This window comes from Chryseobacterium sp. HMWF035, from assembly GCF_003094695.1.
In the GTDB taxonomy this organism is placed as follows: Bacteria; Bacteroidota; Bacteroidia; order Flavobacteriales; family Weeksellaceae; genus Chryseobacterium; species Chryseobacterium gambrini.
Window position 1 is genome coordinate 84,054 of sequence record NZ_QEHP01000123.1, and the last position, 25,258, is coordinate 109,311.

The window sequence follows — 25,258 nt, forward strand, 5'->3', positions numbered from 1 at the left end:
GGGCGGAAATCTACTGTTGGATATCGCTCCGAAAGAAGACGGAACCATTCCGGAACAGCAGGTTGAAATTTTAAAGAACTTAGCAAGATGGACAACAAAAAATCCCGAAGCCATTTATGGAACAACACGAGGTTTGCCATTCGACAATTATAAAGGAAAATCTGCATTTTCAAAAGACCGGAAAAAATTATTTCTCTATCTTGAAGAAGCCAAAGACTTTGTAAAAATATACGGTTTAATGACCAATACTATTTCTGCCAGAATTCTTGGAGACGATAAAGCGAAGATTGATATTAAAAGTAAAGGTAATGGAGATTTCACTTTCAATTTTTCCCATGTAAAATTTGATCAGGACGTAACTGTTGTTGAAATATCGATTGACGAACCTATGATTAGAGTACAAAATGATAAGCCCAATTTATCTCTTCCTGAAGCTTTAGAAAATAAAAATACGAAACCGGCAGTCTATGAAATTGCAGAACAGCTTCATTCGGGAAACAACATCTTCAAAAATTCGGGTTTAACAGAGGACGGAATGGAAATGAAACTTCCCAAAACCGATAAAACCAATCCCGAAATTCTAAACTGGATCAGCAAACACGCAGAAGCACTCTATAAAACCGAAAAAGGGCTTCCAGAAGGTCATTTTTCAGGAAACTCTGTACTTTCCAAAGACAAACAAACCCTTTATCTTTTTGTGGAAGGAATTCCGACCGGACCAATTTCTCTGAAAGGTATTAAAAACGAAATTGCACGAATCCGGATTGTGGGTGAAGGAACTTTATTAAGCCATGAAATATACAATAAGCTTTACTGGAGTGAGGTTCCGGGAATTATTTATATTGATGTACCCAAAGAAAAACTGGATAAAAACCTAACAGTTATTACGGTTCTGCTAGATAAACCGCTCGAATTATACCGTGAAAAAGTTGGCGCAATTGAAAGCAATCTGTAAAAAACAAAATCCGAAGAAAGCTTCTCCGGATTTTTTATTTTGAAATGATTTTTCTTAGAAAATTTCTCTTCCTGAAAAATGGAATTTTGCTTCGATAAGAGCGTTTTCGTCAGAGTCAGAACCGTGAACAGCGTTTTCTCCGATGCTTCTTGCAAACATTTTTCTGATTGTTCCTTCTGCAGCTTCAGCAGGATTAGTAGAACCGATTAAAGTTCTGAAATCTTCTACCGCATTGTCTTTTTCAAGAATAGCAGCAACGATAGGTCCAGAGCTCATGAAATCTACCAATTCTCCGTAGAATGGTCTTTCAGCGTGAACTTCATAGAATTTTTTTGCATCAGCAACAGTAAGTTGAGTCAATTTCATTGCTTTAATTTTGAAACCACCTTCTGCGATCTTTCCTAATATAGCACCGATATGTCCGTCTGCAACTGCATCAGGCTTAATCATAGTGAATGTAATGTTAGACATAAATGTATATTTTTTTAATGGCGCAAAAATACAAAAAATTCTTTTGATTTTAATTTTAAAATATTTTTAACATAAAAATAACATTTGTTAAGGTTTTATGAACGAAACTTTGGCACAGTAATTGTTGATTTTATTGTGATTCTCATGTTTAATTTGAGTTTTCATGGTTATTAGTTTTTACCCAGCTTCGGCTGGGTTTTTTATTGCCCGTAATTCCCCAAAAACTAAGCCTAACTTCGCCATTGTATAAGAATTAAACGGCAATTTAAATTTTTTCATTCCAAATATTAAACTTTGTTCATCCGGAATTTGGAATTTAATGCAGGGTTAAAATAGTTGGATACTTATTCTGTGAGCAAAAAATTTTCGCATACGAGAAATTCAAATTCATTATTAAAACTCCTGCTCATCCTTCATTAATCATAATGCTTAATTTTACGTATAGGTTCGCAAAGGTTCAGTAAAGATGACATGGCTGCTTTTTCATTCTGACACAGCCTGAAGGGATTCAAACGAAGTTCAAAGAATCTAATTTTTTTTAATGATGATAAGCCGCGGACAACCATTTTAAAACTAAGTTTGTTTAAAGTAGTTTTAAATTTAACCGCAAAAGAGACAAAGGACTTTATTGGATTTATTTAAAGTATTTCAAAAGTCTGCAAAGAGAAAAAATCTTTGATTTTTTTAACTTATGTGCCCTTTCTTTCCATTTAAATAGTAAGCATAAACAACTTAAGTGTTAAAATCTTTGTGGTAAAAAAGTTTAGACAAGTTTACTTTAATAACGAAGAAATTTCCAGAAAAATAGAAATTATTTTTGAGAAGCTTCTTCCGCCTCTTCCATTAATTTAATATAGGTAGAATATCTTGAATGCTGAATTTCTCCGGTTTCCAGACCATCAATTACCGCGCATTTCGGTTCATTGATATGAAGACAGTTGTGGTATTTGCATTCTTCTCTTTTTTTGAAAATCTCCGGAAAATAATGCTGAACTTCTTCTTTTTCGATGTCGATCATGGCAAATTCACGAACTCCGGGTGTATCGATTACGTTACCGCCAAAATCCCAGAAATGCATCTGTGCAAAAGTTGTGGTATGTTTACCTTTTAAATGCGTATCGGAAATTTCAGAAGTTTTTAAATTAAGTCCCGGCTGCAAAGCATTCACCAAAGTAGACTTTCCACAACCTGAATGTCCGAAAAAAACTGACGTTTTATCTTTCAGCAATTCCTGAAGCTGTTCCAGATTTAATTTTGAATAGGACGAAATTTCCAAAGCATCATAGCCGATTTCATTGTAAAGAAACTCAATATCTTTTACGATCTCAATTTCTTCTTCATGAAGAACATCAATTTTATTGAATAAAATTAAGGGAGTAATATTGTATGCTTCGCAACATGCCAGAAAACGGTCTAGAAATCCAAGGGAAGTTTCAGGATGCTTTAATGTGAAAATAAAGCAGGCTAGATCGATATTTGAAGCGATGATGTGTGCTTCTTTCGAAAGGTTTACAGATTTTCGGATGAGATAATTCCTGCGGGATTCGATCTTTGTAATCCATGCTATATCATCCTGTTCCAGTTGAAATTCTACAAAATCTCCAACAGCAAGCGGATTGGTAAGCCTTGTTTTAATCAATTTAAATTTTCCGCGAATTCTTGCTTCGAAGATTTTCCCGGTTTCCATTTCCAAAACCTGATACCAGCTTCCTGTAGATTTAATGATTTTTCCTTTCATACTGTAAGATGCTGCAAATATAGGAAATTTAGTTTGAGTGTTTTTAAAGTTTTAGAGCAGGAGAGCTTTTATAAAAGTCATCCAATTACTTTTTCACTCTCCAACTCTAATACTCTCCCACTCTAAAACTCTCTGACTCTAAAACCAGATTACCTGTTAATCATAATGCTGTTCTGAACCTCGATAGACTCTTCGTGGATCGCTTTGAATACTTTTTCTATGAATTCTTTCGTCATTCCGGTCTCAACAGCTTTTTGAGTTGCGTATTCCGTAATTTCTTTCCAACGTTCCGGCTGGAAGATGGCAATATCATTTTCTTTTTTAAGCTTTCCGATTTTTTCAGAAATTTTCATTCTCTGCGCAAGCATTTCAATCAGTTGAAAATCTATATCAGAAATTAACGTTCTGTGTCTTCCCATTTCTCCTTCAAATCCTGCCAATCCGGAATTTCTCACCTTTAAGTTCCCGATTAATTCTGCCAGAACTTCCGGTGTAATCTGCTGTGCAGCATCACTCCAAGCTTCATCCGGATTGCTGTGTGTTTCTATAATGGCTCCTTGGTAACCTACGTTTAAAGCTTCCTGCGTAATGTCCGCCAAACCTGTTCTGTTTCCGCAGATGTGTGAAGGATCGATCAGCATCGGGATATTCGGGAACTGACTTTTAAAATCTAAGGCAATTTGCCAGTTCGGATTGTTTCTGTACTTTGTTTTCTGGTATGTAGAAAACCCTCTGTGAATAACTCCCAAGTTGGTAATTCCCTGACCTAAAAGTCTTTCCAAAGCTCCGATCCACAAAGCAAGATCCGGATTTACCGGATTTTTTACCAACACGGTTTTGTCTGTTCCTCTCAATGCCTGTGCAATTTCCTGAACGGTAAAAGGATTTACCGTAGAACGCGCCCCGATCCAAAGAATGTCTACATCTGCTTCCAAAGCTGCAAAAACGTGGTGTGCATTGGCAACTTCTGTCGCTGTTTTGAAACCGTATTCTTCCTTCACTTTTTTCAGCCAGTTCAGACCGATTACTCCTACTCCTTCAAATCCGTTCGGTTTTGTACGCGGCTTCCAGATTCCTGCACGGAAAACCGGAACATTGGCATTGGTTTCCCTGATTCTTTTTGCAATTTCCAGCATCTGTGCTTCACTTTCTGCACTGCATGGTCCCGCAATCATCATGGGCTGCTGGAATTCATTAATCCATTCGTTTTTTAAGTCTTTTAAATTCATATTTTTAATTTTACTATTATCGTTATTGTTCATATTCAAACACAAAAAAGCATTATAAAATTACTTTATAATTCTTTCTAAAAAATGCCGTTAAAATTTTTTAAAGGAATCAGGAAATAAGAAGAAATCTATAATTCCTGTAGATTTTTTTGAAAGAAATTTATACTAGCAGTACCAATAATAAAATCGATAATACGTTCTGAAATTTCTAAAATACGGAAAAGAAAAGCCAAATTGCCCGCTAAAGAATTCAGCAGGAGCAAATACAGATTGATATGACTTTATTAATTTTTCCAAAATAGATGGTCTATTTCTAGATTTTCTGTTTACATTTTAACTGAAAAAGCTGCGTTTTGTTTTTCAATTATCTGACAAATATATAAATTTTATTTAAAAAAGAGTTTCATGTACCCTATTTTTTTTAAATAAAAATTGTGGAACTTTTTCTTAAAGATTTTTCTGCAGGAAAAAATTATTAAGGAACAATAATTATGTTAAATCGAATTTCATCAGATCATCAAGATCTTTCAGCAAAGGATTTAATTTAACAAACTTTTCAAACTTCTTTCTTGGAGTCATTACTTCTACTTTCAGATTTTCAGCATCTCTTTTATATGCAACCTGAATGGAATGATTGTGAACTTTCGTTTTAAAATGATTAAAAAACTCGCGGCTTACTTTATCAAACTCAGCTTTTGCAGAATCCGAAGGAAACAAAACGGTAATTTCATTTTCTCCCGATTTTATCATTTTGAAAGATTTAATGGCATTGAAAATAATGGCATCTTTTCTCTGAAGCTGCTTGAGAAGTAAATTCCACTCTGCCTGAAGATCTGTTTCGGTAAAGTGATTTTGGGGAAGCTGTTCTGTTTTGGGTACAACTTTTTCTTCTACAACAGTTGTTTCTTCTTTGTTTAAAAAAGAACTGATGCTGAAACCTGAAGAAATTCCGGGTCTCGACAAAGGTTTCGAGGTTTTTTTGATCTCTGTGACAACGGGAAGTTCCGGACTTTCAGAGGGTTGCTCCTGTTTAGGCTTCTGTTCCTGAGTTTCCGTAGGTTTTACGGGGATTTTCACTTCCTGCTTCTCACTGAGAAACGGAGCCAGAATTATAAACTTTTTTTTTTAGCAACGTCTGAATTAGCCGTCAAAGAAGCCAATTGCATTAAAGCAATTTCTACCGTAAGTCTTGGATTTTTGGAATTTTTATAATTGATGTCTGCATGATTGCAAATCTCAATAGCATCGATGAGCTGTTGAGGATTCCATTTCTGGGCCTGTTCAACAAACTTTGTCTTGGTCTGTTCTCCTACTTCTATCAGATCAATGGTTGAAGTATTCTGCGCCATCATAAGATCTCTGAAATGACTTCCCAATCCTGCAATAAAAATATGAGGATCAAATCCTTTTTTCACAATTTCATTGAAAGCAGAAAGAACTTCGGGAATTTTATTTTCTTTGGCTAAATCTACAATTTTTAAGTACTGGTCGTAATCCAGAATATTTAAGACTTCTGCGGCTTTTGCGAGTGTAATATTCTTTTGGGAAAACGTGGAAAGCCTGTCGAAGATGGAAAGTGCATCTCTTAAAGCGCCGTCTGCTTTTTGGGCAATAAGGTATAAAGCATCATCTTCATACTGAATATTCTCTTTCTGAGCGATATTTCTAAGATGTCCCTGAATGTCTTCAATTACGATTCTTTTGAAATCATAGATCTGACAGCGGGATAAAATGGTAGGAATAATTTTATGCTTTTCGGTAGTCGCTAAGATAAAAATCGCATGAGCAGGCGGTTCCTCAAGTGTTTTAAGGAAAGCATTGAAGGCTGCAGAAGACAACATATGAACCTCGTCGATAATATACACTTTATATTTACCAACCTGAGGCGCAAAACGTACCTGATCGATCAATTCTCTGATATCGTCCACAGAATTATTCGATGCAGCATCCAGCTCATAAATATTGTAGGCAAAACCGTCTTCCGACACAGATCCGTCATTTTCATTGATCTTCCTCGCCAGAATTCTGGCACAGGTAGTTTTCCCTACTCCTCGAGGACCACAGAACAACAGAGCCTGAGCCAATTGATTTTCTTCAATAGCGTGTTCTAAAGTATCCGTAATATGAGACTGCCCAACAACAGTATCAAACTGCTGCGGGCGATATTTTCGTGCAGATACGATAAAATTTTCCATTGGTCAAAAATAAGAAATATTGTTGTAATTTAAAAATGAAATCCTTTTAAATTACTTTTAAAATAACTCTATTCTGGCAACAGTAAATTTTTCCCATATTACCTTTCTTCGTAAGCAAAATCGATGATTTCGGTAATCGCCTTTTCTATTTCCTTTCTTCCTTCATCACTTTTCAGGTCTATTCCGCAGAATACACTTGCATTGTGTGCTGTATAAAGGTTAAGGTAATAAGCTCCGGAAACCAGAAGTGCTGCGATGGCACGATATCTTGTAGCTTTATCTTTAAAATGCGGATCTACAATATTCGTGAAAAGCATTTCTCCCATTTCTTCTCTCTCATCGGCTACTTTTTTCAGGATCGGTTTGCTTTCAGATAATCCCCAAAGAATAATCTTCTGAAGTTCTTTGTTTTTCTTGATGTGCTCAAACTGGTTAAGAATGGCAACTTTAGAAAGTTCTTTACCTCCGTCTGAAAAATCCACATGGATATTATCCTGGTTCATTTTGCTCCAGTAATCCTGAGATCTGATGTATTCGTCGATAAGCTTTTCGGTGCTTCCGAAGTATTCGTAAATTAATTTTTTATCAAAGCCTGCCACTGCTGCTATTTTACTCACTTTCAATCCTGAATACCCTTTGGTTCTCAGAATTTTTCCAACAGCAGCAAGCAATTTTTGTTTTGTTTTTTCTTTGTCCCGTATAGGGCCCTGTACAACTTTTCTTGGCATTTGTTATTTATTTTTTTGCAATATGCAACTTTTTATTGATATCCTCAAAGGCATTGAGGGTTTTATCAAGATGTTCTTTATCATGTGTTGCCGTTACACTCATCCTGATACGGGCATCTTTTCTGGCTACAGCCGGATAAATAATAGGATTTGTATATACTCCGTGTTCGAGAAGCATTCGTCCTACGTCGCCCGTGACATGCGGATCTCCGATTTTCACCGGAACAACTGCAGAACACGTAGTCCCGGTATCCAGTCCCAGATCATTAAGTCCTTTTTTAAAGTAATTGATGTTTTCCCAGAGTTTTTCTCTCCAGTGTGGCTCTTCATCAATCAGCTCAATGGCTTTTATAATTCCTGTAGCCGTGGAAGGAGGTGTGGTAGCTGAAAATATCTGCTGTCTGGACTGGAATCTTATAAAATTGGTAAGACTTTTATTCGCGATAACATATCCTCCAAGATTACCGAATGTTTTGCTGAATGTTCCGGTAATAATATCTACTTTGTCCAGAAGTCCCGTATCTTCAATGGTTCCTCTTCCTGTTTTTCCTAAAATGCCTACCCCGTGAACATCATCAATCATCAGGTAGGCGTTATATTTTTTTACTAATTTATAAATTTCTTCAATTGGAGCCGTATCACCATCCTGAGAATAGACACCGTCTATTACAACGAGCTTTGTACGAAACTGCTTTTCCGATGTTTTCAAAATCTGTTCCAAAGCCTCCAGATTGTTATGCGGGAATGTTTTTCTGTTGGTAAGAATACATCCTTCATATACACTTGCATGAACTGCCATGTCTACAATCGCAATATCTTCTTTCTGCAGCAGGATTTGTAAAGTCGCACTATTTGTAGTGTATCCTGTTGTAAAAATTACGGCTTCGTCCTGAGAACGTCCAAAAAAAGACGCAATTTTAGCCTCCAAATCGTTGTGGTAAGAATAATACCCTCCGATAAGTGGTGTTGCCGCCGTTCCGGTTCCGTATTTTTCCACTCCTTCAATAGCTGCCTGCTTTACTTTCGGGTGCTGTGTAAACCCTAAATAATCACTTGTAACGAAGCTTACAAATTCTCTGGTTACATTGTGAGTCCCTACATTCATCACAGAACTGCATCCTGTGTTATTCTGCAATCTGTAGTGATGCCGTCCGTTTGATTTCATGTATTCCAGAAAGTCGTAGTAAATGTCTGCTCGCTCCATCATATCGAAGCCCGGAATATTTTCGAAATCCTTGAAAGTTGCTGTTGAAAAGTTAATGTCCATCCTTAATTTTGTTAGCTGTTTAATGTTAAAACAAATATAGTATTATTTTAAAAAAGTATAAATTTATTTTCTATTAAAATTTATTATGCATAAAATATTTGTATTAAATAATCTTAAAAAACATTCATATCTATAAAATAATTGAAATATTAACAAAAAAAGAATAAAACAAAAAATTCCACAATCACTTAAAAACTAAGCAATTAATAATTATGTGTGTTTGGTAATGATTTGGTAAAGAAAATTTACAACTTTTACAGCAAATTGTCATTGAAAATCAGAAATAAAAAAAGGCTGAGATCTATTTTTTTGGGAACATTAGAGTCAGCCTTTCTTAACATTTGTCCTTTTAGAATGTACCGTCCACTTATTTTAAAGCTAAATCATTTAATTTAATCTTTAAAAAATTCCATTAAAAGAAAAATTTCAATCTTTCAGTCGAATTCACCCTTAATGGAATTATAACAAATATAAATATTTTTTTAACATAAATTAAGATTTTTAAATATTATTTTAAGAAAAATAATTTGAACATACCACAATATTATCAACGATAAACAATAAACTCAACAAAATATTACACATATTCAGTGTTTTATTACAAATTTTCAATACATTTAACAAAGCGATAAAAATTGGTTAGATATTTGAATGGTAAAAATTAACAGCCAACGCTATTCTTCACCTATTCACTTAAAGTAATTATTATGATTATTCAGTACTCTTTTCTTACAGACTACATCATCGGTATGATGAGAAAGTCTTTTACCATACCCGTCAATTGATCTGCAATTATCATCATCAGGTGTTCCGAAACTCTTTTCAATTAAAAAAACTTCCACTATCATGATTTTTGAAGAAAACCATTCTGTATTGCAGGATAACCACAATCTTTCCTATGTAAAAAATGTGATCAATTTTCACGGAGATAAATCTTTTATTCTTAATTCTTTGCAGAAGATTAAAAACAATACGATCTGTAAAATAAAAAGAAAAACCATCAATAAACTGATTAAAGAATACACTCATCACCTTAATCAATATATTGAAAATGAAGATATTAATTCAAAACCGGAGAATTATGAGCTTTCGCCTGTGTACGCAAGACAGTCGTATGAAAAAGTGTTAAAAGAGGATGAATATTTGCAGAAAGTTTTAACTTTTTTAGTGAATCAGTGAGAGTCTTTCTTCCTCCAGATCAATTTTCACGAGATGTCTCCGGATAAGATCTTCATCAAAATGCTGCTTTTTGTCGTAGTTTTGCTCAATCAGCCATGCTCTTTGCGCATTGAGAATATCCAGATAAGCGTCTTTGATTTCGGAGGATAGTTTAATATCGGACTCTTTTTCCACTTTTCCTCTCCATTTTTCATGAATCTGCTGCAAAAACATACTCTTTTCCAGTAATTCGCTATGATTTTTTCTGAGATGCTCTAAAGTCATTTTCGCCATTTCACGACGGATCAGCTCTTCCGCTTCGTCTTCAGGAAGGTGATCGTTGTAGGAAGGTATTTCCATTTTTCTGATGAGATAAGGAAGCGTAAGTCCCTGAACCAGCAATGTCGTTAAAATAACAATAAAAGTAATGAACAAAATTAAATTCCGCTGAGGAAAATCCGGACCATCGGGATAGAGTTTTACGGGAATTGAAAGTGCTGCTGCCAAAGACACTACTCCCCTCATTCCGGTCCAGCCCAACAGAATCGGAGCTTTAAATCCGGGACTTCTGTTGTCTGCAACGGTAATGAAGTTTCTGGCAATTAAAGTGACCACTACTGCTCCGTAAGCCGACAGAATTCTTACCACGATCAAAACCGCAGTTACAAGCAATCCGTATCCTACCGCAGCGTAAATACTTACTTCTCCCAAACCTGAAGTAATTTCCGGAAGATCCAGACCAATAAGAATAAAAACCAGACCGTTGAGTACGAAAGACAGACTTTCCCAGACATTCAGCCCCCGTAAACGCGACGATGTACTGAGAAAGCTATGACGGTTATTGGAAAGCAGCAAACCTCCGCTTACAACTGCTAAAACGCCTGAGCTGTGCGCTTCTTCCGCTGCAATATACATTAAATAAGGTGCAACAATGGTAAGAATTGTATCCATATTGGCATCTGTAGGAAGCAGTTTATGTCCTTTCATGAACAGCCAGCCGATGATTAACCCGATTCCTATTCCGCCAATCAGCATCCATGAAAAGCTGAAAACCGCATCCTGCCAAATGAACTGTCCGGTTGCAACCGCAATCATCGCAAAACGGAAAATGATTAAGGAAGAGGCATCATTCAGAAGACTTTCTCCTTCCAGAATAGAGGACAGCCTTTTCTGGACTTTTACAAATTTCAGAATCGCTCCTGCGCTTACCGCATCGGGCGGGGACACAATTCCTCCGAGTAAAAATCCTAAAGCCAGTGAAAATCCGGGAATAAAATGATTGGCTACAAAAGCAACCGTCGTTGCGGTAAGAAATACAACAACAAAGGCAAAACTTCCTATAATCCGCCTCCATTTCCAGAGCTCTTTCCATGAAATTGCCCACGCTGCTTCATACAGCAAGGGTGGAAGAAAGATAATAAAGATAAGTTCGGGATCTATTCTGATGACCGGAACGTTGGGAATAAAACTGATTAACAATCCTGCCACAACCAGCAATACAGGATAGGCTACCCTGATTTTGTTGGCAATCATAATGATAAAAACAATGGCAATGATTAAGGAGAGATAATAAGGAAAGTTTTCAAGCATTCTAAATTTTTTCAATACTAAAGGTACGTATTAAAGTGAAAATTTTAAATGAAAAAATGGTAATTTAATTTAAAATTCAAACAAAATCAATTAAAAATTGAATATCCTTTATCAGTCATCATGCTTGATTTTAATGTAAAGCAGCACGTTTTTTTTTTAATGCTAAAAGCTTTTTAAGTTCGCAAATGCGTTTGACTCAGTAAAGAAACCTATTTTTTTACATTTCTGATAATTTGCGCTCAATCTCATTAAAAAACGAACGTTTTAAAGATTTAAAAAATTTCATCAAATTAGCAGATGAAAATAACTTCATAATTTTTTTGCTTGATTTTTTAAGCCCATCATGAATATTTCAGGAAAAGCAGACAGGAAAAGCAGACGGTTTTACTACATCAAACTGTGTATATTTTTATCGGGACTTTCGGTATTTGCACAGCTTTATCTTTTTCAGCCGTTATTACCAATGGTTGCGGAACATTTCCATACGACGGTTGGAGACAGCTCTCTGTTGGTTTCTTCTTCAACGATCGGAATGGCTTTGGGGCTTTTCTTTTTTGCATTCCGCGCAGACAGTTTTTCGCGAAAGAAACTGATGGTTTTTTCTCTGATTGTATCGGCAATTTTAACCATCATTTCAACATGGATTCCGAGTCTACCACTCCTTATCATTATTGGAATGGTAAAAGGTTTTGTAATTTCCGGTGTTTCTTCGGTGGCTCTGGCTTATCTTACGGAGGAAGTTGAAATCTCTGTGGTGGCTTTGGCAATCAGTATGTACCTCAGCGGAAACACCATCGGAGGCATGAGCGGAAGGATTTTGGCAACTCTTCTCGCCGGAGAATTCGGATGGAGAAATGCTGTTTTAATGATCGGGATTCAAAGTCTGATTTTGGGACTGGTGTTTTGGAAGCTTTTTCCGGATTCAATTTTTTTTAAGCCTCAGAAAACAGATTATCACCTGAAAATGAAGCAGATGAAAAGACTGATCCGTGATTCTTATATGTTGCGTTTGTATTTCATTGCCGCTTTATTAATGGGAACTTTTGTGAGTGTCTATAATTATATGACGTTCCGTTTAGAATCTGAACCGTTTTCTTTAAGTCATGTTTTTATTGCTTTTATTTTCCTGATGTATACTTTCGGAGTTTTGGGAACCATGATAACCAGCAGACTGTCTGCAAGATTTGAAAAGAAATACATTCTGAAGGGTTCGATTTTCTTTTTATTAGCCGGACTTGTTCTTCTTCTTTCTGAAAACATTTATATCGTTGTTTTCGGACTGGGATTGTTTACTTTATGCTTTTTTGCTGCCCATACCATGGCAAGCCAGATGACGGCGCTGCACGCGAAAGAAGGTAAATCTTCCGCAACTTCCATCTACTGGCTTTTCTATTATTTCGGGTCGAGTTTTCTGGGAAGCGGAACAGGATATCTGCTCCACTCTACCTCATGGAATGTTTTTATTGGTGTATTAATTTCAGTCATAATGATTGCTTTCGCATTAACTATTGAACATAAATCTCTGAAAACTGAATAATTAAATTTTTCGATTTAACATAATATACCACACAAATACCACAAATTTAACTTTCTGAAATATTGTTTAAAATTTTTAATTTAATTTAAAAAATTGATTATCAATTATTTACAATAAAAATGAAAATTATTCTTAACAATAGTTTAATTATTACTCCAAACATAAGGCATAGTATTTGCAAAACTTCTTACACAAGGCATTCACTAACCTTAGAATAATAACATAAACACCCACAAAATATTATGAACGTTGCAGATTTAAAAATTAAAAATCTAGTGGAATATAAAAATCAGATCTATACGATTACTGAAATATTCCAGAATGATGAAAAAGATTATTTTGTACAGATTGAAAATGATTTTCACAGTTTTTCTGTTCCGGCAAAATCAATCAAACCCATTCAGATTACTGAAGAATGGCTGGAAAAATTCGGATTTTCAAGAACTTACAGCTCTGAGCAGCGTATTCGTTACGAAAGACCGGAAACCTTCATTAAATATGATTTTGATCTGAGTTCCAGAAAAATTGTAGAAGGACTAAAAATCTACGGAAATTCTATCAAATGTAAGTACATCCATGAATTTCAGAATATTTTCTCTTGTCTTTTCGGCAAAGAACCCACTTCCATAAGTTATGGACTGATGCACACCGAATCTTAATAATATATACTTTCATTAAAAACCACAACTTTCGGGTTGTGGTTTTGTCTTTTTATTCCTCTTCCAGTACTTCTTCCAAAGCTACAGGATCTGCTTCTTCCTGATATTGCTCCCACTCTTTTTCGAGCTGCTTATTGGTTTTCATTTCCTCTTCAAGCTTCAGTGTTTCGCGATATTGTCTGGCTTCTGCGGTAAGAGTCCATTTGCAGATAATTCCGGTATCTTCCAGATAATTTTTAATGTCGTTAATTCCAAGTCTGAAAAATTCTTTCCGCGGATTGATTTTATTAAGCTGATTCTTTAAAAACTTTTTGTGAAGCTGTCTTTCCAAAGCCGGAGCATCATCGGAATAAATCATCGCATGAACATCAAATTCAAATGGCACACTTGCATCGCCAAGCTCACGAACACGATCCAGCGGTTCCAGACGTCTTGTCATCCCGATTTTATAAAGATCTTCTCCAAATGATCCTACATTTGAAATAATATAAACATTTCCGGAACGCGTTTGCTGTGCCATCGAAATTGCTCTTTGATTTTTTTCTTCCGCAACTATTAATTTACCCTGAAGTTCTTCGAGTTTCTGCTGGAAGATCAGTCTTTGCTCTTCATTAGCTTTTGCAACCTGAGATTCGGCTTTTTCAATCAGTCTTTTCAACGTTAATTCTTCTTTTTCGGCATCTTTTATGGCTTTTTCGTACTCTCTTCTTGCTTTTTCTTCCTCCCTCATCTGTTCCCTGATCTGTCTTTGCTCTTCCTGTTCCTGCCATTTCAGCTCCTGAGCAATAACTGCCCATTTCAGTTCTTCAAGACGGGCTTCGTGGTATTCTACCGAAATTCTGGCTTTTCTGAACGCTTCTCCGTTAAAATTAACCAACTGAAAAGCATCATCTATTTTCTGTTTAAGAATTCCGTAATTGTCTTTTTTTACTGAATTTAAAATGGTTTCAACTTTTCCGTTGTAAGCATCGATTACAAAGTCTATGGCGATATTTCTTCTGAATTCATCCATATATTCGCAGATTCCGGCTTGTCGGCTTGTAATCATCAGTCGATTATTCTGTCGAAGTTTTTTAAGATTTTCTCCGGCTTCTTTGTGGCTGAATTCTTCGGCAAGATTATCCAGCAAAGTGTAAGAAGGTACGATATATTCGTTTCCGTAGCCTTTTATTACATTTTTCATTGCTTTTATTCTGTCGGCAATTTCATTCGCTTCGCGCAAACTTCTGTAAGCATCTCCTCCGATGGCAAGTGCTTTGTCTTCAGCAGTATCAATAATTCTTTTGGATTCTCTTACTGCATTTTCATACAGCAGTTCAACTTCTCTGGTTCTTTTTTCTACAAGTTCCTTTGCCATTCTTTTCGACTCTTTCGCCTGAAGCTGCGCGTTATCCAGTTCCGCCTGTGCTCTTTCTTTTAATTTTAAACTGTCCCTTTCTGCTCTTTTCAGAAGATATTCACATTCTACCTGAACGTTAATAATATCCTGATATTTGCTTAAAGCATCGTTTTGATTCTTTAATTGAATATTCTTTTCATCCACCGAACGTTTTTCAATCTGCAGATTAGAAAAATCGGCTCTTATTCTCTGGATTTTGTCCTGCAAAGATTTTTTGTCTGAATTGAGGTTTGAAATCTCATTTCTGAGCTGATTGATTTCTTTCTTAAGATTTACAATTTGAGCTTCTTTCTCGGAAGCCTGTTTTTTATTTTTAACCGATTTACTGAATGCAACAATCAGCAGAAGCGCTAAAATAATGATGATTAAAATTTCCATATAATTAAATCAATTTTTGATTATCAGATGGAGCAATAATACATCTTTAGAATGGCTGTTGCTTACGGTTTTCCATAAGTTCATAAAAGTTCGGCTTCAAATCTTCGATTTGAAGCCGAAACACACCATCTAAAAAAAAATATTATGCCTCCGCATATTCCCATATTCCGGAAACAGAAAGTATTTCCAGTCCCGGTTGTTTTTCGCCATAACTGAAAATTACGATATATTTTATACCGCAGGAGCCGCAGTCTGTCCCGAAGTACAACGTCGGTAAATCATTAAATGTAAATTCTCCGGCATGAAGCATATTCTTTTGTGTCTCTTTTATCATTGAATTCTTAAGTAAATCATTGATAGATAGAATTTTATTTTCATGATAGAGTTGAAAAACCGGAAACCCTGATTCGTAAGGAGTAATGTTCACCAGATTTTCATGAGTACAGTTGCAGCAGATGAATTTCAGCTCCGCAGACGGACTAATTTCATCATTGATAAACGTATCTTTCGAAACAGTTGCTTTCTTTACGATCTGTATTTTCTTCGTTATTGCGTACATTTTCAGTTAAATTTATTGAATCACCATTCCAACCGCTGAAGGATAATTTCCGCTCGGACTTTTCTTTATCGTTATCTTAATATAACCTTCCTGAGCAAGCTTATTCCATGTTTTTGTATATCCGGTTGAAGGATCCAGAGGGATTTTCCACATCGTCTGTTTCCCTTTTCCAACCTGCCCGAACCACGGAATAATGTCTGCCGATTGTCCCTTGAAAGGTAGCAAATTATTCAAAACTTCTATTTCGTAATAAAAATCGTAGGTATTTTCCGGTTTATTAAGTGCGCGTTGAGAGAATGTGTAAACGTAGCCATTGATGATCGGGCTTGTAAAATTTCCTCCCAAAGTCGGCGCTCCGGTTCCGCTGTATGTACCGATTGCCCCGCTATAACGGTCGTATTTTTGTCCGGCTGTAAAATCTGTATTATCTACAATATTATAGCCTCCGTTTGCAGGCGGCCAACCTCCGTTCAGATTATTAACTTTAAAAACAGATTCCAGTTCACTCCATTTTCCCTGCCTGTATAAATCGTAAATCTGATTTCTTAAGATCTGGTTTACCGTATTCGAAGGATCGTAAGTGGCGGCGAGTTCATCTGCATTTTTATAAAACACCGTGGTTACTTCACTGGGTGCATTTTCATCTTCAATAGTTGAAGAACTGCACGCTACGGAAAACAGGACAACCGACAGAAACGAAATGTAATTGAGTAGTTTTTTCATATATTTCAATAATTATTAATTTTAAAAATGTAAAAGCAAAAAACAGCCTCACAGATCTTTATGAGGCTATCCATTACTAATTTAATTTCATATCCCGACCTCTTTAAATTCTTTTTTTCCAAAACACAGAATCGCTCCAGCGCTGTTCTTTCTGATAAAAAAATGTCTTTGTTTTGAGATAGTTATGATAAATGCTATTAATGTTTTCCTGATAACTTAAAAAAGTATTGTCGTGTCCGGAATCTGCATCAATAATCGCTTTTGCGGCATGACAGGCAGAACTTATGGCAAACCCGATCCCCATTGATGAAATAGGATCAAATGAAGCCACTGCATCTCCCACCGCCAGAAAATTTTTGCTTGAACTGATGTCTGCAATCTGCGAAAATGCATTTTTCACCCAGGGTTTTCCTTCGGAAGCAGCCTTCGAGATTTTATGCTGAATATGTTTTGTCTTTGATAATAACCGGCTCCAGTTTTCGGTATTTTCGAGCTTTTTCTCTTTAATAATCTGTGCGTCGGAAAAGAAAGTAAGCGTCATTTTATGATTCGGCAGAGAAGCACAGTACCACCAACCATCTTCAATAGATTCTATAATGATATTCTGTTCAATCGTCTGAGATTCTTCAAAATAAAAAAATCTTCCGATCGCAGCAAGTTCGTCATACCGTTGTGACTGAACTCCTATTTTCCGGCATACACTTCCCATTCTTCCGGTTGCATCAATCAGATAATCTGCTTTTATGGTGAAATTTCCTTTGGTTTCATGTTTTACATCCACCGTCCAGTGATGGTTTTCATCCTGATCAAAAGACAGACATTTCGTTCTCGGAAAAATAATTCCTCCTTTTTCAGAAACATTTTTCAGAAGCAGATAATCGAATTCCTCCCGGTTCAGCTGAAAACTTTCGGTTTCGGTATTAAAGATAGAATCACGAACCATCAGTCTTTCGCTTCCCCAAGCTGCCGTACTGCTGTGTCCCTGAATAAAATTATTCTGATCGAAAGCTGTTTTTTCGATTCCCATATAGCTGAGAAGATCAAAAATGCTTGAGTTCACCTGTTCCCCGATTTTTACAGATTCCAGATTGGTTTCTTCTACAATAACTATTTTCAGGTCAGAATATTTAAGCAGACTTAAAGCGGCGGAAGTCCCAGCTGGACCTCCACCGACAATTAATACATTAGTTTCTAACAAGTTTTGCATTTTATCTTCTGTTTCGCGTTCCTGAGCGAGGCAACGGCATACGGTCTGCTGCAACAGCAATTTCTTTAAATCCAACTTCTTCCAGATGCTCCATCATCAGTCTGCCTTTCTCGCTTCTTTCGGTAACCACCTGCGGTTTCTTTTCGATGTAGAAAACAGGAATTGTAGTCTCATCATCTTCTTCATTTCCGCTGATCTGGCTTACAGGAACATTTTCGTATGTAAATATTTCGTTATTTCTTTCAGTTTCCACAAAGAATGGGAACCCTGCGCTGTGAGAATTTTTATCTCTGATAAATCCTAGCGCATACCAGTACTGAACCATCTGTGTAAAACTGTTGATTCCACGCGCGTAGTTCATCTGTTGTCCTGCAGGAACATTGGTCGCCGACTGACCTTCAGCCGTAAATTCGCCAACCAGAACATCCCACGGACTTTGAGGCGGCCACCAGTAAGAATAATACGTCGGAGGAAGCGGCGCTGCCGGAGAACCCGCTTTATTCACAGACGGATCTGTAAAGTTGATTAGCTGAATCGTACACTGGAAGAAATCTGCCTGCCAAGGACAAGCCATTCTTTTCGTTAGATCTCCCGGTTCGCAGCCTCCACCTTCACACTCATCACGAGAAGGCGTTAAACCCTGCGCTGCATATTGCTGTTCGTTTCCGTACTGTAAAATTCTATAAGGATTTGAATAAATAATAGGATTCTGCAAATTCCATGTTACTTCAATTCCCGGACACATCGGAAGTCCTACACAATTTCCTACACTTGCTGCATCCATAGCATTTACAGGATATTGTTCGTAATTCGGATCACTTACAAAATTTCCGTCTGCCCACTGCTGCATCAGGAAAAGCTGTGTTTCATCCAGTGCCATGAATTTCATAATATTGATATTGCTCACCGAGTTGCTCCCCGAATTTAAAGGCATCATCGGGAAAATATCGGTTCCGTTTTCTTTCAGAAGCTGTTCCTGAGGTAAATTAGGAGGAACCGGCGGCTGAGCATCATTTTGTCTGAAATATGAAAAATAATTCTGCCTGTTTTGGCGGTTTGCCTCAGAATTGTCTGTAAAATCAAAAATATTACTGGTAAAAGCCATCATCGACTGTACATTGGCAACCCATTGATATTTGCTGATTCTGTTGATAATTGGTAAAATATCTCTCTGGAAATTTGCCTGAAAGTTTGGATTATAATTTCCGTTGCTGTACATATCAGGAACCAGATTGAAATTTCTTACCCCGACATCGAACATAGTGTCGCTTAAATTTGAAATATTCACAATTTCCGGTGCGAAATCCGGTGATCCGATCACAACCCATGCTGTAAGTGAAACCGAAGGCGTTCCGTCATTAAAGTTTACCGTACAGTAAACAGGTCCGTCCGAAATATCGTCGTGCCAAGTACTGGAACCACCATAACTTGTTAGGGGTAAATTTCCACCCGCATGACCAAAACCACCCAAAACAACCAGTCTTCCCGAATTATCCGTGAGAAGATCTCCCAACGTAACCACCGGAACTCCGTATAAAACTTTCTGTGGAGGATATTGCGCAGGATAACCTGCAGGAACATTGTTCTGATCGAATCCTATCGAACTTTGTTTACCGGAAATGGTTCTGGGTCCCGGATCTACGATTAAAGTTTGTCTGTCATTCTGCGGCACATCAGGATTTCTGAAAGGAATTTTCTGATTTTCGTAGCTGTTTTCCTGACCGTACAACAGATTTCCCTGAAGCTCGCTGTACTGATACCACGCTGCTTTTTTGTTTGCCAAATGCACCGTCCATTCGATAGAAGCTACATTCGGAGTGTCTAAAGTGATTTCTTCTCCTGTGTCTGAAAGGATTTTAAAAGGCTGTCCCTGTCTTTTGATAAGACCTGCAGCGTCTTTAAAGGAAGTAATCGGACCTAAGGAATTCCCGTTGTTATCGGCATCAAACGGCAGACCACCGATGGTGTCCGGAGACAGGCAGATTTCAGTTGTGCTATTCCCTAATCGGGCAACACCTACTGATGGGTGAATTGATAGATTCATGGTTTAATTATTTAGTTTTCCCTACTCTGTTATTGGCTTTTCGGTTCCGCCTTTTATAAATGGTTGTTCAGTTTTATTTAAAATATCACTCCTAAAACGAGCAATTATTTCGATGATAAATTTAAAATATTTTTCTCATATATTGGTGAAATTATTATAAATAAATTGAAAACTTTAAATTAACTACAACCATAAACGGTTTAATATTATTAATTAAACGTTTAATAAGCAAAAAAACCTTCGAATATAAAATCTGAAGGTTTAAATTATTATAAATGAAAGTTTTTAATTGATATTTAAATAGTCTTTAATTACTTTCAGGACTCCAAAATGATCATTAGATCCGGCTTCAAAACTTGCCGCTTTTTTTACCAGAGGATGCGCATTCTGCATCGCATAAGAATATTTTGAATTTTCAAGCATCTGAATATCATTCATATAATCTCCAAAAGCCATGGTTTCCTGTGGAGTAATATTCAAAGCTTTCTGCAGTTTTTCCAGTGCCATTCCTTTGTTGATATTCTTGTTCATGATATCCAGCCAATACTGACCGGAAACCACCACTTCCAAATCATATTTTTCAAAATCTTTTAATACAGGATAAACGTTTAATTCCGAGCCGCCGGAATGATACACCGCAACTTTAAAAATACTGTCATCAATTTCCTGCGTAAGATCTTCTCTCCGTTCGTTATCTGTATAAAACTGGGAAACATAATCAATAAAATCCTGATTCTCGGTTTCAAAATATGCTTTTTTCTTCCCCGACAAAACTGCCGTTGCTCCGGGAATTGTTCTGATCTCCGCGATGATTTCCGTAATGTATTTTGGATCAAGTTTATCTGCAAAAAGCTCCTCGTTCTTATAAATGACGTACCCTCCATTTTCTGCTATGAAAGCCATTTCATTTTCGATTTCCCCAAAATATTTGGTAATTCCCAACATCTGTCTTCCACTCGCAGGAACAAATAAAATATTTCTTTTCTTCAGCTCTTCATATATTTTCGGAAATTCCGGACTTACTTCATGGGAAGAATTCAGGAACGTTCCGTCCATATCTGTCACAATCATTCTAATATCATTCATAAAAATATTTTACTGTAATTCTAAATTATAATACAAAGATATTGCTATTGTTTTAAATTACAGGTTCTCAATTTTACGAAATGGTTAACAGAAAATCATATTGATAAATTTCGATTGATAAAATCGTTTATTTTAAAATAATCATCAAAACAAAACATTTACTTTTGAAAGATTCTAAATAAATATCATTTATTCTAACTAATGTGAAAAATATATAACTTTATCATCAGAAATTAGATAAACCAATTTACCGGAAAAAAATTATCTAAAACTAAAACTTTAACCATAAATTCAACGAGATGATTATCAACAAAATCTTCAACGTCGACGATTACTATTACGACGTGTTCATGGCGATTTCAGAATCCCTCACCGGATTTTCCGTGAACGAGCTCCAATCTACAGGCTTAGCCGAGATTTATTACAAGTACATTCTCAACCAGATTGAAACTGCCACTTTTATTGAATTTCTGAATATTTCTAAAAATGTTCTGGAAAATTCGGCAAGTCAGGATCAACTAAAAATTGCGATCACCGCAGAAATTATTGCCAATCCCGCAACTCAGGAAATTGCCCAGAGTGTAATTACCCTTTGGTACATGGGAACCTGGGAAGGCGCTTACGTAAACGACAGATCTTACAAAGAAGGTCTTGTATGGACGGTAATGCATGCGCATCCGCCGGGAGCAAAACAGCCGGGCTTTAAATCTTGGGAAACAAAACCTGTAAACAGCAACTCATGAATCAGACAGAAAAACCTCAGCAAAAGAAAGATGTAATCATCGTAGGAACAGGAATCGCCGGATCTTTGATTGCCAAACTTTTAACAGATCACGTTTTTGATACCGATGTAAAAAAAATGATCCACCGTTCCGAAACGGACGACTCAAAAACGTATAAAGAACTATCGATTCTAATGTATGAAGCGGGGCTTGAAGCCGGAATAGAACTCGATTCCGCCACTTCAATGGTTACTTACAACGATTACATCCGTAAGTTTTACATAGAAGAAGCCAAAGTTCCGAATTCACCCTATCCGAATCTGAAACAGGCTCCCTCTCCGAATGTTCTGGATATAGAACCGATTGTTCCGCCGTTTCCGGATAAAAAAGGTTATCTGGTACAGTTCGGTCCGATGCCTTTTGCAAGTGATGCCATTCGTGTAGGAGGCGGAACTACACTTCACTGGCTCGGAACTACCCCAAGAATGCTTCCGAACGATTTCAGACTGAAGGAACAATATGGCAGAGCGATGGACTGGCCAATTGATTATGAGATATTAAAGCCTTATTATGAAATGGCGGAATTTGAGATCGGTGTTTCCGGAAACGTTGCAGCGCAGGAATATCCTATTAAGGAAAGCATGGAAGAATATTACGGTAAAAATTATGTTTTTCCGATGGAAGAAATTCCGCAGAGTTATATGGATCATCAGATTATTAACGGATTGGCAGGAACTTCGGTTCAGCTTAACTTTGAAGAATATCCGATAATGCTTGTTCCGTCTCCGCAGGGAAGAAATTCTACCCCGAATATTGCTTATGGAACATCCAAAATAGTGAAAGCTGAAGCATCAGAATCCGGATATACTTTAACTTTAAAAAATATTGAAAGCGAAGAATACAAAGCTTTAGGAGCAGTATGGAATCCTTATATGGGAGAACGTTGTGAAGGAAATGCATCCTGTGTTCCGATCTGTCCGGTTCAGGCAAAATACAACGCTCTGAAAACGCTGAAAAAAGCTTTATATAAAGTTAATAAAAACCAGAATCTTCAGAGAAATCATAATATTCAGGTTCAGGCACAAAGCGTGGTGTACAAACTGAGTGTAGATGTGGCAGATCAAGAAAAAATCTCTAAAGTTCACATCAGAAGATATATTTCAAGAGAGAAAACAGAGTTTGTAGAAGAGGTTATTGATACAAACGAAACGATCGTTATTCTTGCTGCCAATGCTTTCGAAAATCCGAAAATTCTTTTAAATTCAAAATACACTGTTTTTGAAAACGGACAAAATGTTGAAAAAACCGTTGCCAACAGAAGCGATCAGGTAGGAAGAAACCTGATGGATCACATGGTAATGCTTACTTGGGGATTATTCCCGGATCCTGTTTATTCTTACAGAGGTCCCGGTTCCACAACCAATATTTCGTCTTTCCGTGACGGAAATTTCAGAAGCGAATTTTCTGCCTGGATCTCTCCTCTTGACAACTGGGGATGGAGCTGGCCGGCTTCTTCTCCTGGATCAGACCTTTCAGAGTTTTTAAATGACGGTCTTTTTGGAGAAGAACTGAAAGATGCCTTAACACACAGACTTTCCAGACAGGTGCTTTTCCATTTTGAGATCGAGCAGCTTCCGAATCCGGATAACAGAGTAACTATTAACGACCAGTATCTGGATGTATTGGGAATTCCGCGTCCTGTTATCAATTACGGGCTTACAGAATACGAAATGAGAGCAATGGAGCAGGCAAAATTAGCTTCAGATCAAATGTTTGCAAGACTGGGTATTGAAGATTTTACCAAATACAATGCGACAGACAATAATACTTTTGTATATAATAATGTAAGATATTCTTATAACGGAGCCGGACATATTGTAGGAACCCACAGAATGGGCGACAATCCGGACGATTCTGTAACAAACAGCTATTGCAAATCGTGGGATCATCCGAATTTATACATTGTAGGAGCCGGAAATATGACAACTTTGGGAACTTCCAACCCTACTCTTACCTTATCCGCATTTACCATCCGTTCCGTAGAATCTATTCTGAAAGATCTGGAAAACATATTAAAATAGAAAACATGAGACAAAGACTAATCAATAAAACAGAACCTCAGGAAAACAGCAGCTTTCAAAGAAGTTCTTTAGATAAAAATACCATCGTAGACGAAGCCATTTCTTTACAGTCGTTATTATTCGACAACACAAACAGCAAAGAAAACTGGATTGAAGGAATAAAATACCACAGTAAAAACGTAACCAATCTTTTGCTTAACAACCAGATTGATGCGTTTAACGAATATCTTAGATCACAATTTGGCGGTGAAGTTCCGGAAATTAATCCGACCGCAGATTTCTCCGGAGAAAAGGCGTTTCAGGTAAAAAAAGGATTAGAGAATCTGGATTATCGCCCGATTTTACAGGATTTGCTTCAGACTGCGATTTTAATCGAGCATTCCACAATTCCTCCGTATTTAACGGCTTTATATTCTATTAAAGATGGAACGAATATTCTTCCTTCACAGATCATCCGAAGTGTAGCGGTTGAAGAAATGCTTCACATGATCATGGTTTGCAACGTGATGAATGCAGTAAGCATTCAGCCTTCAGTCAACAGACCGCAGAATTACCCTAATTACCCGATGAAACTGCCATTGAATGTGGATTTCTACGTAGGTCTGGAAACGTTCTCATCCAACAGTATTGCAACCTTTATTGCCATCGAAAGTCCGAGTAATCCTTTGGTAAAAGCACCGAAATACGATTATGACGCACAACCGGAAGCCATGCTTTCAAGAGGTGCCGTTCAGGAAAATAATTTATGGACCTTGGAAAACATGAAGGATTTCATCATGAAAAATGTTCATACGATTGGAGAATATTATGATGTGGTGTTCTTTTACATTGTTGTATTCCAGATTATTGCCTATTATAAAGCAAACGGAAAACTACCGCAGACTTTTGAAGAATTAAATAAAGGCGGAATTTTTACAGGAGATCCCGCGAAACAGATCCGTCCGGAACAATACTACGGAAGCGGCGGAAAACTGTATCCTGTTGATGCATTAGAAGGTGTTATTCTTGTTTTTCAGGAAATTAAAGGACAAGGAGAAGGCGCGGATGATTCTATTTTCGATGTAGATCCTTCACAGTTTGAGGAAGGTGCGGAACTGGCTCATTATTTCAGATTTAAGGAAATTTTCCATGAACATTTTTATTTAGGGGGAGATTACAGACCGTTCACCGACGAAAACGGAATGATGCCTGTAACCACTCCACCGGTTGGAAAACCGCTTCCTGTTGACTGGAACGCAGCGTATCCGATGAAACCGAATCCTAAAATGTCAGATTACCAGTCGAATCCGCAGTTATTTGAACAGGGAAAACAATTTAATGTTACATATAAAAAGTTATTGGATGCGATTCAGGCTGCCGTAGAAGGACATTCTGAAGAACTGGCAAAATCCATCATGTATATGTATGCATTGAAAGAGCAGGCAATCGGATTGATGAGTCAGCCATTGACTTCCCAATACAATGCAGGACCAACTTTTGAGTATCCTGCGAACTAAAAAATGAAAACAAAAAGCCCGTTTTTTATAAATGGG

At 36.9% G+C, this 25,258-nt stretch carries 22 protein-coding genes; 7 read left to right on the plus strand and 15 right to left on the minus strand.

Annotated elements, in window-relative coordinates; genetic code table 11:
* A partial coding sequence (locus DD829_RS18760) for an alpha-L-fucosidase (RefSeq protein WP_185140325.1) occupies positions 1-955 on the plus strand: 955 nt, incomplete at its 5' end.
* Positions 956-1,009: 54 nt separating this feature from the next.
* On the opposite strand, the gene DD829_RS18765 is transcribed toward DD829_RS18760, so the two are convergent.
* The 8 genes from DD829_RS18765 to DD829_RS23815 all read right to left on the minus strand — a co-directional run bounded on the left by DD829_RS18765 (position 1,010) and on the right by DD829_RS23815 (position 9,431).
* Positions 1,010-1,426, minus strand: coding sequence for a nucleoside-diphosphate kinase (locus tag DD829_RS18765; RefSeq protein WP_108411109.1), 417 nt, complete (start codon positions 1,424-1,426; stop codon positions 1,010-1,012).
* Between the two features lie 811 nt (positions 1,427-2,237).
* On the minus strand, positions 2,238-3,164 hold the full coding sequence (gene rsgA / locus DD829_RS18770; protein WP_076390426.1) for a ribosome small subunit-dependent GTPase A: 927 nt from the start codon (positions 3,162-3,164) through the stop codon (positions 2,238-2,240).
* 149 nt (positions 3,165-3,313) lie between these two features.
* The gene (locus DD829_RS18775; protein ID WP_076390562.1) at positions 3,314-4,393 is read right to left on the minus strand and encodes a chorismate mutase; all 1,080 of its coding nucleotides are present in this window, start codon (positions 4,391-4,393) and stop codon (positions 3,314-3,316) included.
* 489 nt (positions 4,394-4,882) lie between these two features.
* Entirely contained in the window at positions 4,883-5,470 is a 588-nt protein-coding gene (locus DD829_RS18780) for a hypothetical protein (protein ID WP_116548047.1), read from the minus strand.
* Between the two features lie 32 nt (positions 5,471-5,502).
* The gene (gene dnaX / locus DD829_RS18785; RefSeq protein WP_108410702.1) at positions 5,503-6,588 is read right to left on the minus strand and encodes a DNA polymerase III subunit gamma/tau; all 1,086 of its coding nucleotides are present in this window, start codon (positions 6,586-6,588) and stop codon (positions 5,503-5,505) included.
* Between the two features lie 98 nt (positions 6,589-6,686).
* On the minus strand, positions 6,687-7,316 hold the full coding sequence (locus tag DD829_RS18790; protein ID WP_076390429.1) for a TetR/AcrR family transcriptional regulator: 630 nt from the start codon (positions 7,314-7,316) through the stop codon (positions 6,687-6,689).
* Between the two features lie 7 nt (positions 7,317-7,323).
* Complete coding sequence (locus DD829_RS18795; RefSeq protein WP_108410703.1) at positions 7,324-8,583, minus strand: aminotransferase class I/II-fold pyridoxal phosphate-dependent enzyme; 1,260 nt, start codon at positions 8,581-8,583, stop codon at positions 7,324-7,326.
* 689 nt (positions 8,584-9,272) lie between these two features.
* Entirely contained in the window at positions 9,273-9,431 is a 159-nt protein-coding gene (locus DD829_RS23815; RefSeq protein ID WP_165796612.1) for a hypothetical protein, read from the minus strand.
* Between DD829_RS23815 and DD829_RS18800 the strand changes: the two genes are divergently transcribed.
* The gene (locus DD829_RS18800) at positions 9,430-9,762 is read left to right on the plus strand and encodes a hypothetical protein (protein WP_076390431.1); all 333 of its coding nucleotides are present in this window, start codon (positions 9,430-9,432) and stop codon (positions 9,760-9,762) included. The genes DD829_RS23815 and DD829_RS18800 overlap by 2 nt on opposite strands.
* Here the strand turns inward: DD829_RS18800 and DD829_RS18805 are convergent.
* Positions 9,748-11,331, minus strand: a complete 1,584-nt coding sequence (locus DD829_RS18805; protein ID WP_108409735.1) for a Na+/H+ antiporter — start codon at positions 11,329-11,331, stop codon at positions 9,748-9,750. The two genes, DD829_RS18800 and DD829_RS18805, sit on opposite strands and share 15 nt — an antisense overlap.
* 343 nt (positions 11,332-11,674) lie before the next feature.
* On the opposite strand from DD829_RS18805, the gene DD829_RS18810 reads away from it, so the two are divergent.
* Positions 11,675-12,868: an MFS transporter gene (locus DD829_RS18810; protein ID WP_108409366.1), complete on the plus strand. Its 1,194-nt coding sequence runs from the start codon at positions 11,675-11,677 to the stop codon at positions 12,866-12,868.
* Positions 12,869-13,110: 242 nt separating this feature from the next.
* Positions 13,111-13,527: a hypothetical protein gene (locus DD829_RS18815; RefSeq protein WP_076390434.1), complete on the plus strand. Its 417-nt coding sequence runs from the start codon at positions 13,111-13,113 to the stop codon at positions 13,525-13,527.
* 52 nt (positions 13,528-13,579) lie between these two features.
* On the opposite strand, the gene DD829_RS18820 is transcribed toward DD829_RS18815, so the two are convergent.
* From DD829_RS18820 to DD829_RS18845, 6 genes are all read right to left on the minus strand, one after another.
* Positions 13,580-15,304 (minus strand): DUF4041 domain-containing protein, encoded by a 1,725-nt coding sequence (locus DD829_RS18820; RefSeq protein WP_108411564.1) that lies wholly within the window; start codon positions 15,302-15,304, stop codon positions 13,580-13,582.
* Positions 15,305-15,446: 142 nt separating this feature from the next.
* Positions 15,447-15,863 carry a hypothetical protein gene (locus tag DD829_RS18825; RefSeq protein ID WP_108410156.1) on the minus strand — a complete coding sequence of 139 codons (417 nt, stop codon included), beginning with the start codon at positions 15,861-15,863 and terminating at the stop codon, positions 15,447-15,449.
* Between the two features lie 12 nt (positions 15,864-15,875).
* Entirely contained in the window at positions 15,876-16,586 is a 711-nt protein-coding gene (locus DD829_RS18830; RefSeq protein ID WP_108410157.1) for a glycohydrolase toxin TNT-related protein, read from the minus strand.
* A gap of 103 nt (positions 16,587-16,689) precedes the next feature.
* The gene (gene lodB / locus DD829_RS18835; RefSeq protein ID WP_108410158.1) at positions 16,690-17,793 is read right to left on the minus strand and encodes a lysine-epsilon-oxidase maturase LodB; all 1,104 of its coding nucleotides are present in this window, start codon (positions 17,791-17,793) and stop codon (positions 16,690-16,692) included.
* A 1-nt stretch (position 17,794) separates the two neighbouring features.
* The gene (gene lodA / locus DD829_RS18840; protein ID WP_108410159.1) at positions 17,795-19,837 is read right to left on the minus strand and encodes a CTQ-dependent lysine 6-oxidase LodA; all 2,043 of its coding nucleotides are present in this window, start codon (positions 19,835-19,837) and stop codon (positions 17,795-17,797) included.
* Between the two features lie 285 nt (positions 19,838-20,122).
* Complete coding sequence (locus DD829_RS18845; RefSeq protein ID WP_116548048.1) at positions 20,123-20,923, minus strand: Cof-type HAD-IIB family hydrolase; 801 nt, start codon at positions 20,921-20,923, stop codon at positions 20,123-20,125.
* Between the two features lie 299 nt (positions 20,924-21,222).
* Between DD829_RS18845 and DD829_RS18850 the strand changes: the two genes are divergently transcribed.
* Genes DD829_RS18850 through DD829_RS18860 form a run of 3 tightly spaced genes read left to right on the plus strand, consistent with a single transcriptional unit; the run spans position 21,223 to position 25,222 of the window.
* Positions 21,223-21,666 (plus strand): hypothetical protein, encoded by a 444-nt coding sequence (locus tag DD829_RS18850; protein WP_059137296.1) that lies wholly within the window; start codon positions 21,223-21,225, stop codon positions 21,664-21,666.
* Positions 21,663-23,726 carry a GMC oxidoreductase gene (locus tag DD829_RS18855; RefSeq protein WP_108410503.1) on the plus strand — a complete coding sequence of 688 codons (2,064 nt, stop codon included), beginning with the start codon at positions 21,663-21,665 and terminating at the stop codon, positions 23,724-23,726. The genes DD829_RS18850 and DD829_RS18855 overlap by 4 nt, the downstream gene beginning before the upstream one ends.
* 5 nt (positions 23,727-23,731) lie before the next feature.
* Positions 23,732-25,222 (plus strand): ferritin-like domain-containing protein, encoded by a 1,491-nt coding sequence (locus tag DD829_RS18860; RefSeq protein ID WP_108410502.1) that lies wholly within the window; start codon positions 23,732-23,734, stop codon positions 25,220-25,222.
* Positions 25,223-25,258 lie beyond the last annotated feature (36 nt).

What these genes read in the sequence shown, in the direction of transcription:
- dnaX (WP_108410702.1), bottom strand. Translation starts at nt 6,588, where the DNA reads ATGGAAAATTTTATCGTATCTGCACGAAAATATCGCCCGCAGCAGTTT.
- DD829_RS18805 (WP_108409735.1), bottom strand. Translation starts at nt 11,331, where the DNA reads ATGCTTGAAAACTTTCCTTATTATCTCTCCTTAATCATTGCCATTGTT.
- DD829_RS18825 (WP_108410156.1), bottom strand. Translation starts at nt 15,863, where the DNA reads ATGTACGCAATAACGAAGAAAATACAGATCGTAAAGAAAGCAACTGTT.
- DD829_RS18850 (WP_059137296.1), top strand. Translation starts at nt 21,223, where the DNA reads ATGATTATCAACAAAATCTTCAACGTCGACGATTACTATTACGACGTG.
- DD829_RS18800 (WP_076390431.1), top strand. Translation starts at nt 9,430, where the DNA reads ATGATTTTTGAAGAAAACCATTCTGTATTGCAGGATAACCACAATCTT.
- DD829_RS23815 (WP_165796612.1), bottom strand. Translation starts at nt 9,431, where the DNA reads ATGATAGTGGAAGTTTTTTTAATTGAAAAGAGTTTCGGAACACCTGAT.
- DD829_RS18830 (WP_108410157.1), bottom strand. Translation starts at nt 16,586, where the DNA reads ATGAAAAAACTACTCAATTACATTTCGTTTCTGTCGGTTGTCCTGTTT.
- DD829_RS18775 (WP_076390562.1), bottom strand. Translation starts at nt 4,393, where the DNA reads ATGAATTTAAAAGACTTAAAAAACGAATGGATTAATGAATTCCAGCAG.
- DD829_RS18765 (WP_108411109.1), bottom strand. Translation starts at nt 1,426, where the DNA reads ATGTCTAACATTACATTCACTATGATTAAGCCTGATGCAGTTGCAGAC.
- DD829_RS18855 (WP_108410503.1), top strand. Translation starts at nt 21,663, where the DNA reads ATGAATCAGACAGAAAAACCTCAGCAAAAGAAAGATGTAATCATCGTA.
- DD829_RS18860 (WP_108410502.1), top strand. Translation starts at nt 23,732, where the DNA reads ATGAGACAAAGACTAATCAATAAAACAGAACCTCAGGAAAACAGCAGC.
- rsgA (WP_076390426.1), bottom strand. Translation starts at nt 3,164, where the DNA reads ATGAAAGGAAAAATCATTAAATCTACAGGAAGCTGGTATCAGGTTTTG.
- DD829_RS18790 (WP_076390429.1), bottom strand. Translation starts at nt 7,316, where the DNA reads ATGCCAAGAAAAGTTGTACAGGGCCCTATACGGGACAAAGAAAAAACA.
- DD829_RS18795 (WP_108410703.1), bottom strand. Translation starts at nt 8,583, where the DNA reads ATGGACATTAACTTTTCAACAGCAACTTTCAAGGATTTCGAAAATATT.
- DD829_RS18815 (WP_076390434.1), top strand. Translation starts at nt 13,111, where the DNA reads ATGAACGTTGCAGATTTAAAAATTAAAAATCTAGTGGAATATAAAAAT.
- DD829_RS18845 (WP_116548048.1), bottom strand. Translation starts at nt 20,923, where the DNA reads ATGAATGATATTAGAATGATTGTGACAGATATGGACGGAACGTTCCTG.
- lodA (WP_108410159.1), bottom strand. Translation starts at nt 19,837, where the DNA reads ATGAATCTATCAATTCACCCATCAGTAGGTGTTGCCCGATTAGGGAAT.
- lodB (WP_108410158.1), bottom strand. Translation starts at nt 17,793, where the DNA reads ATGCAAAACTTGTTAGAAACTAATGTATTAATTGTCGGTGGAGGTCCA.
- DD829_RS18820 (WP_108411564.1), bottom strand. Translation starts at nt 15,304, where the DNA reads ATGGAAATTTTAATCATCATTATTTTAGCGCTTCTGCTGATTGTTGCA.
- DD829_RS18810 (WP_108409366.1), top strand. Translation starts at nt 11,675, where the DNA reads ATGAATATTTCAGGAAAAGCAGACAGGAAAAGCAGACGGTTTTACTAC.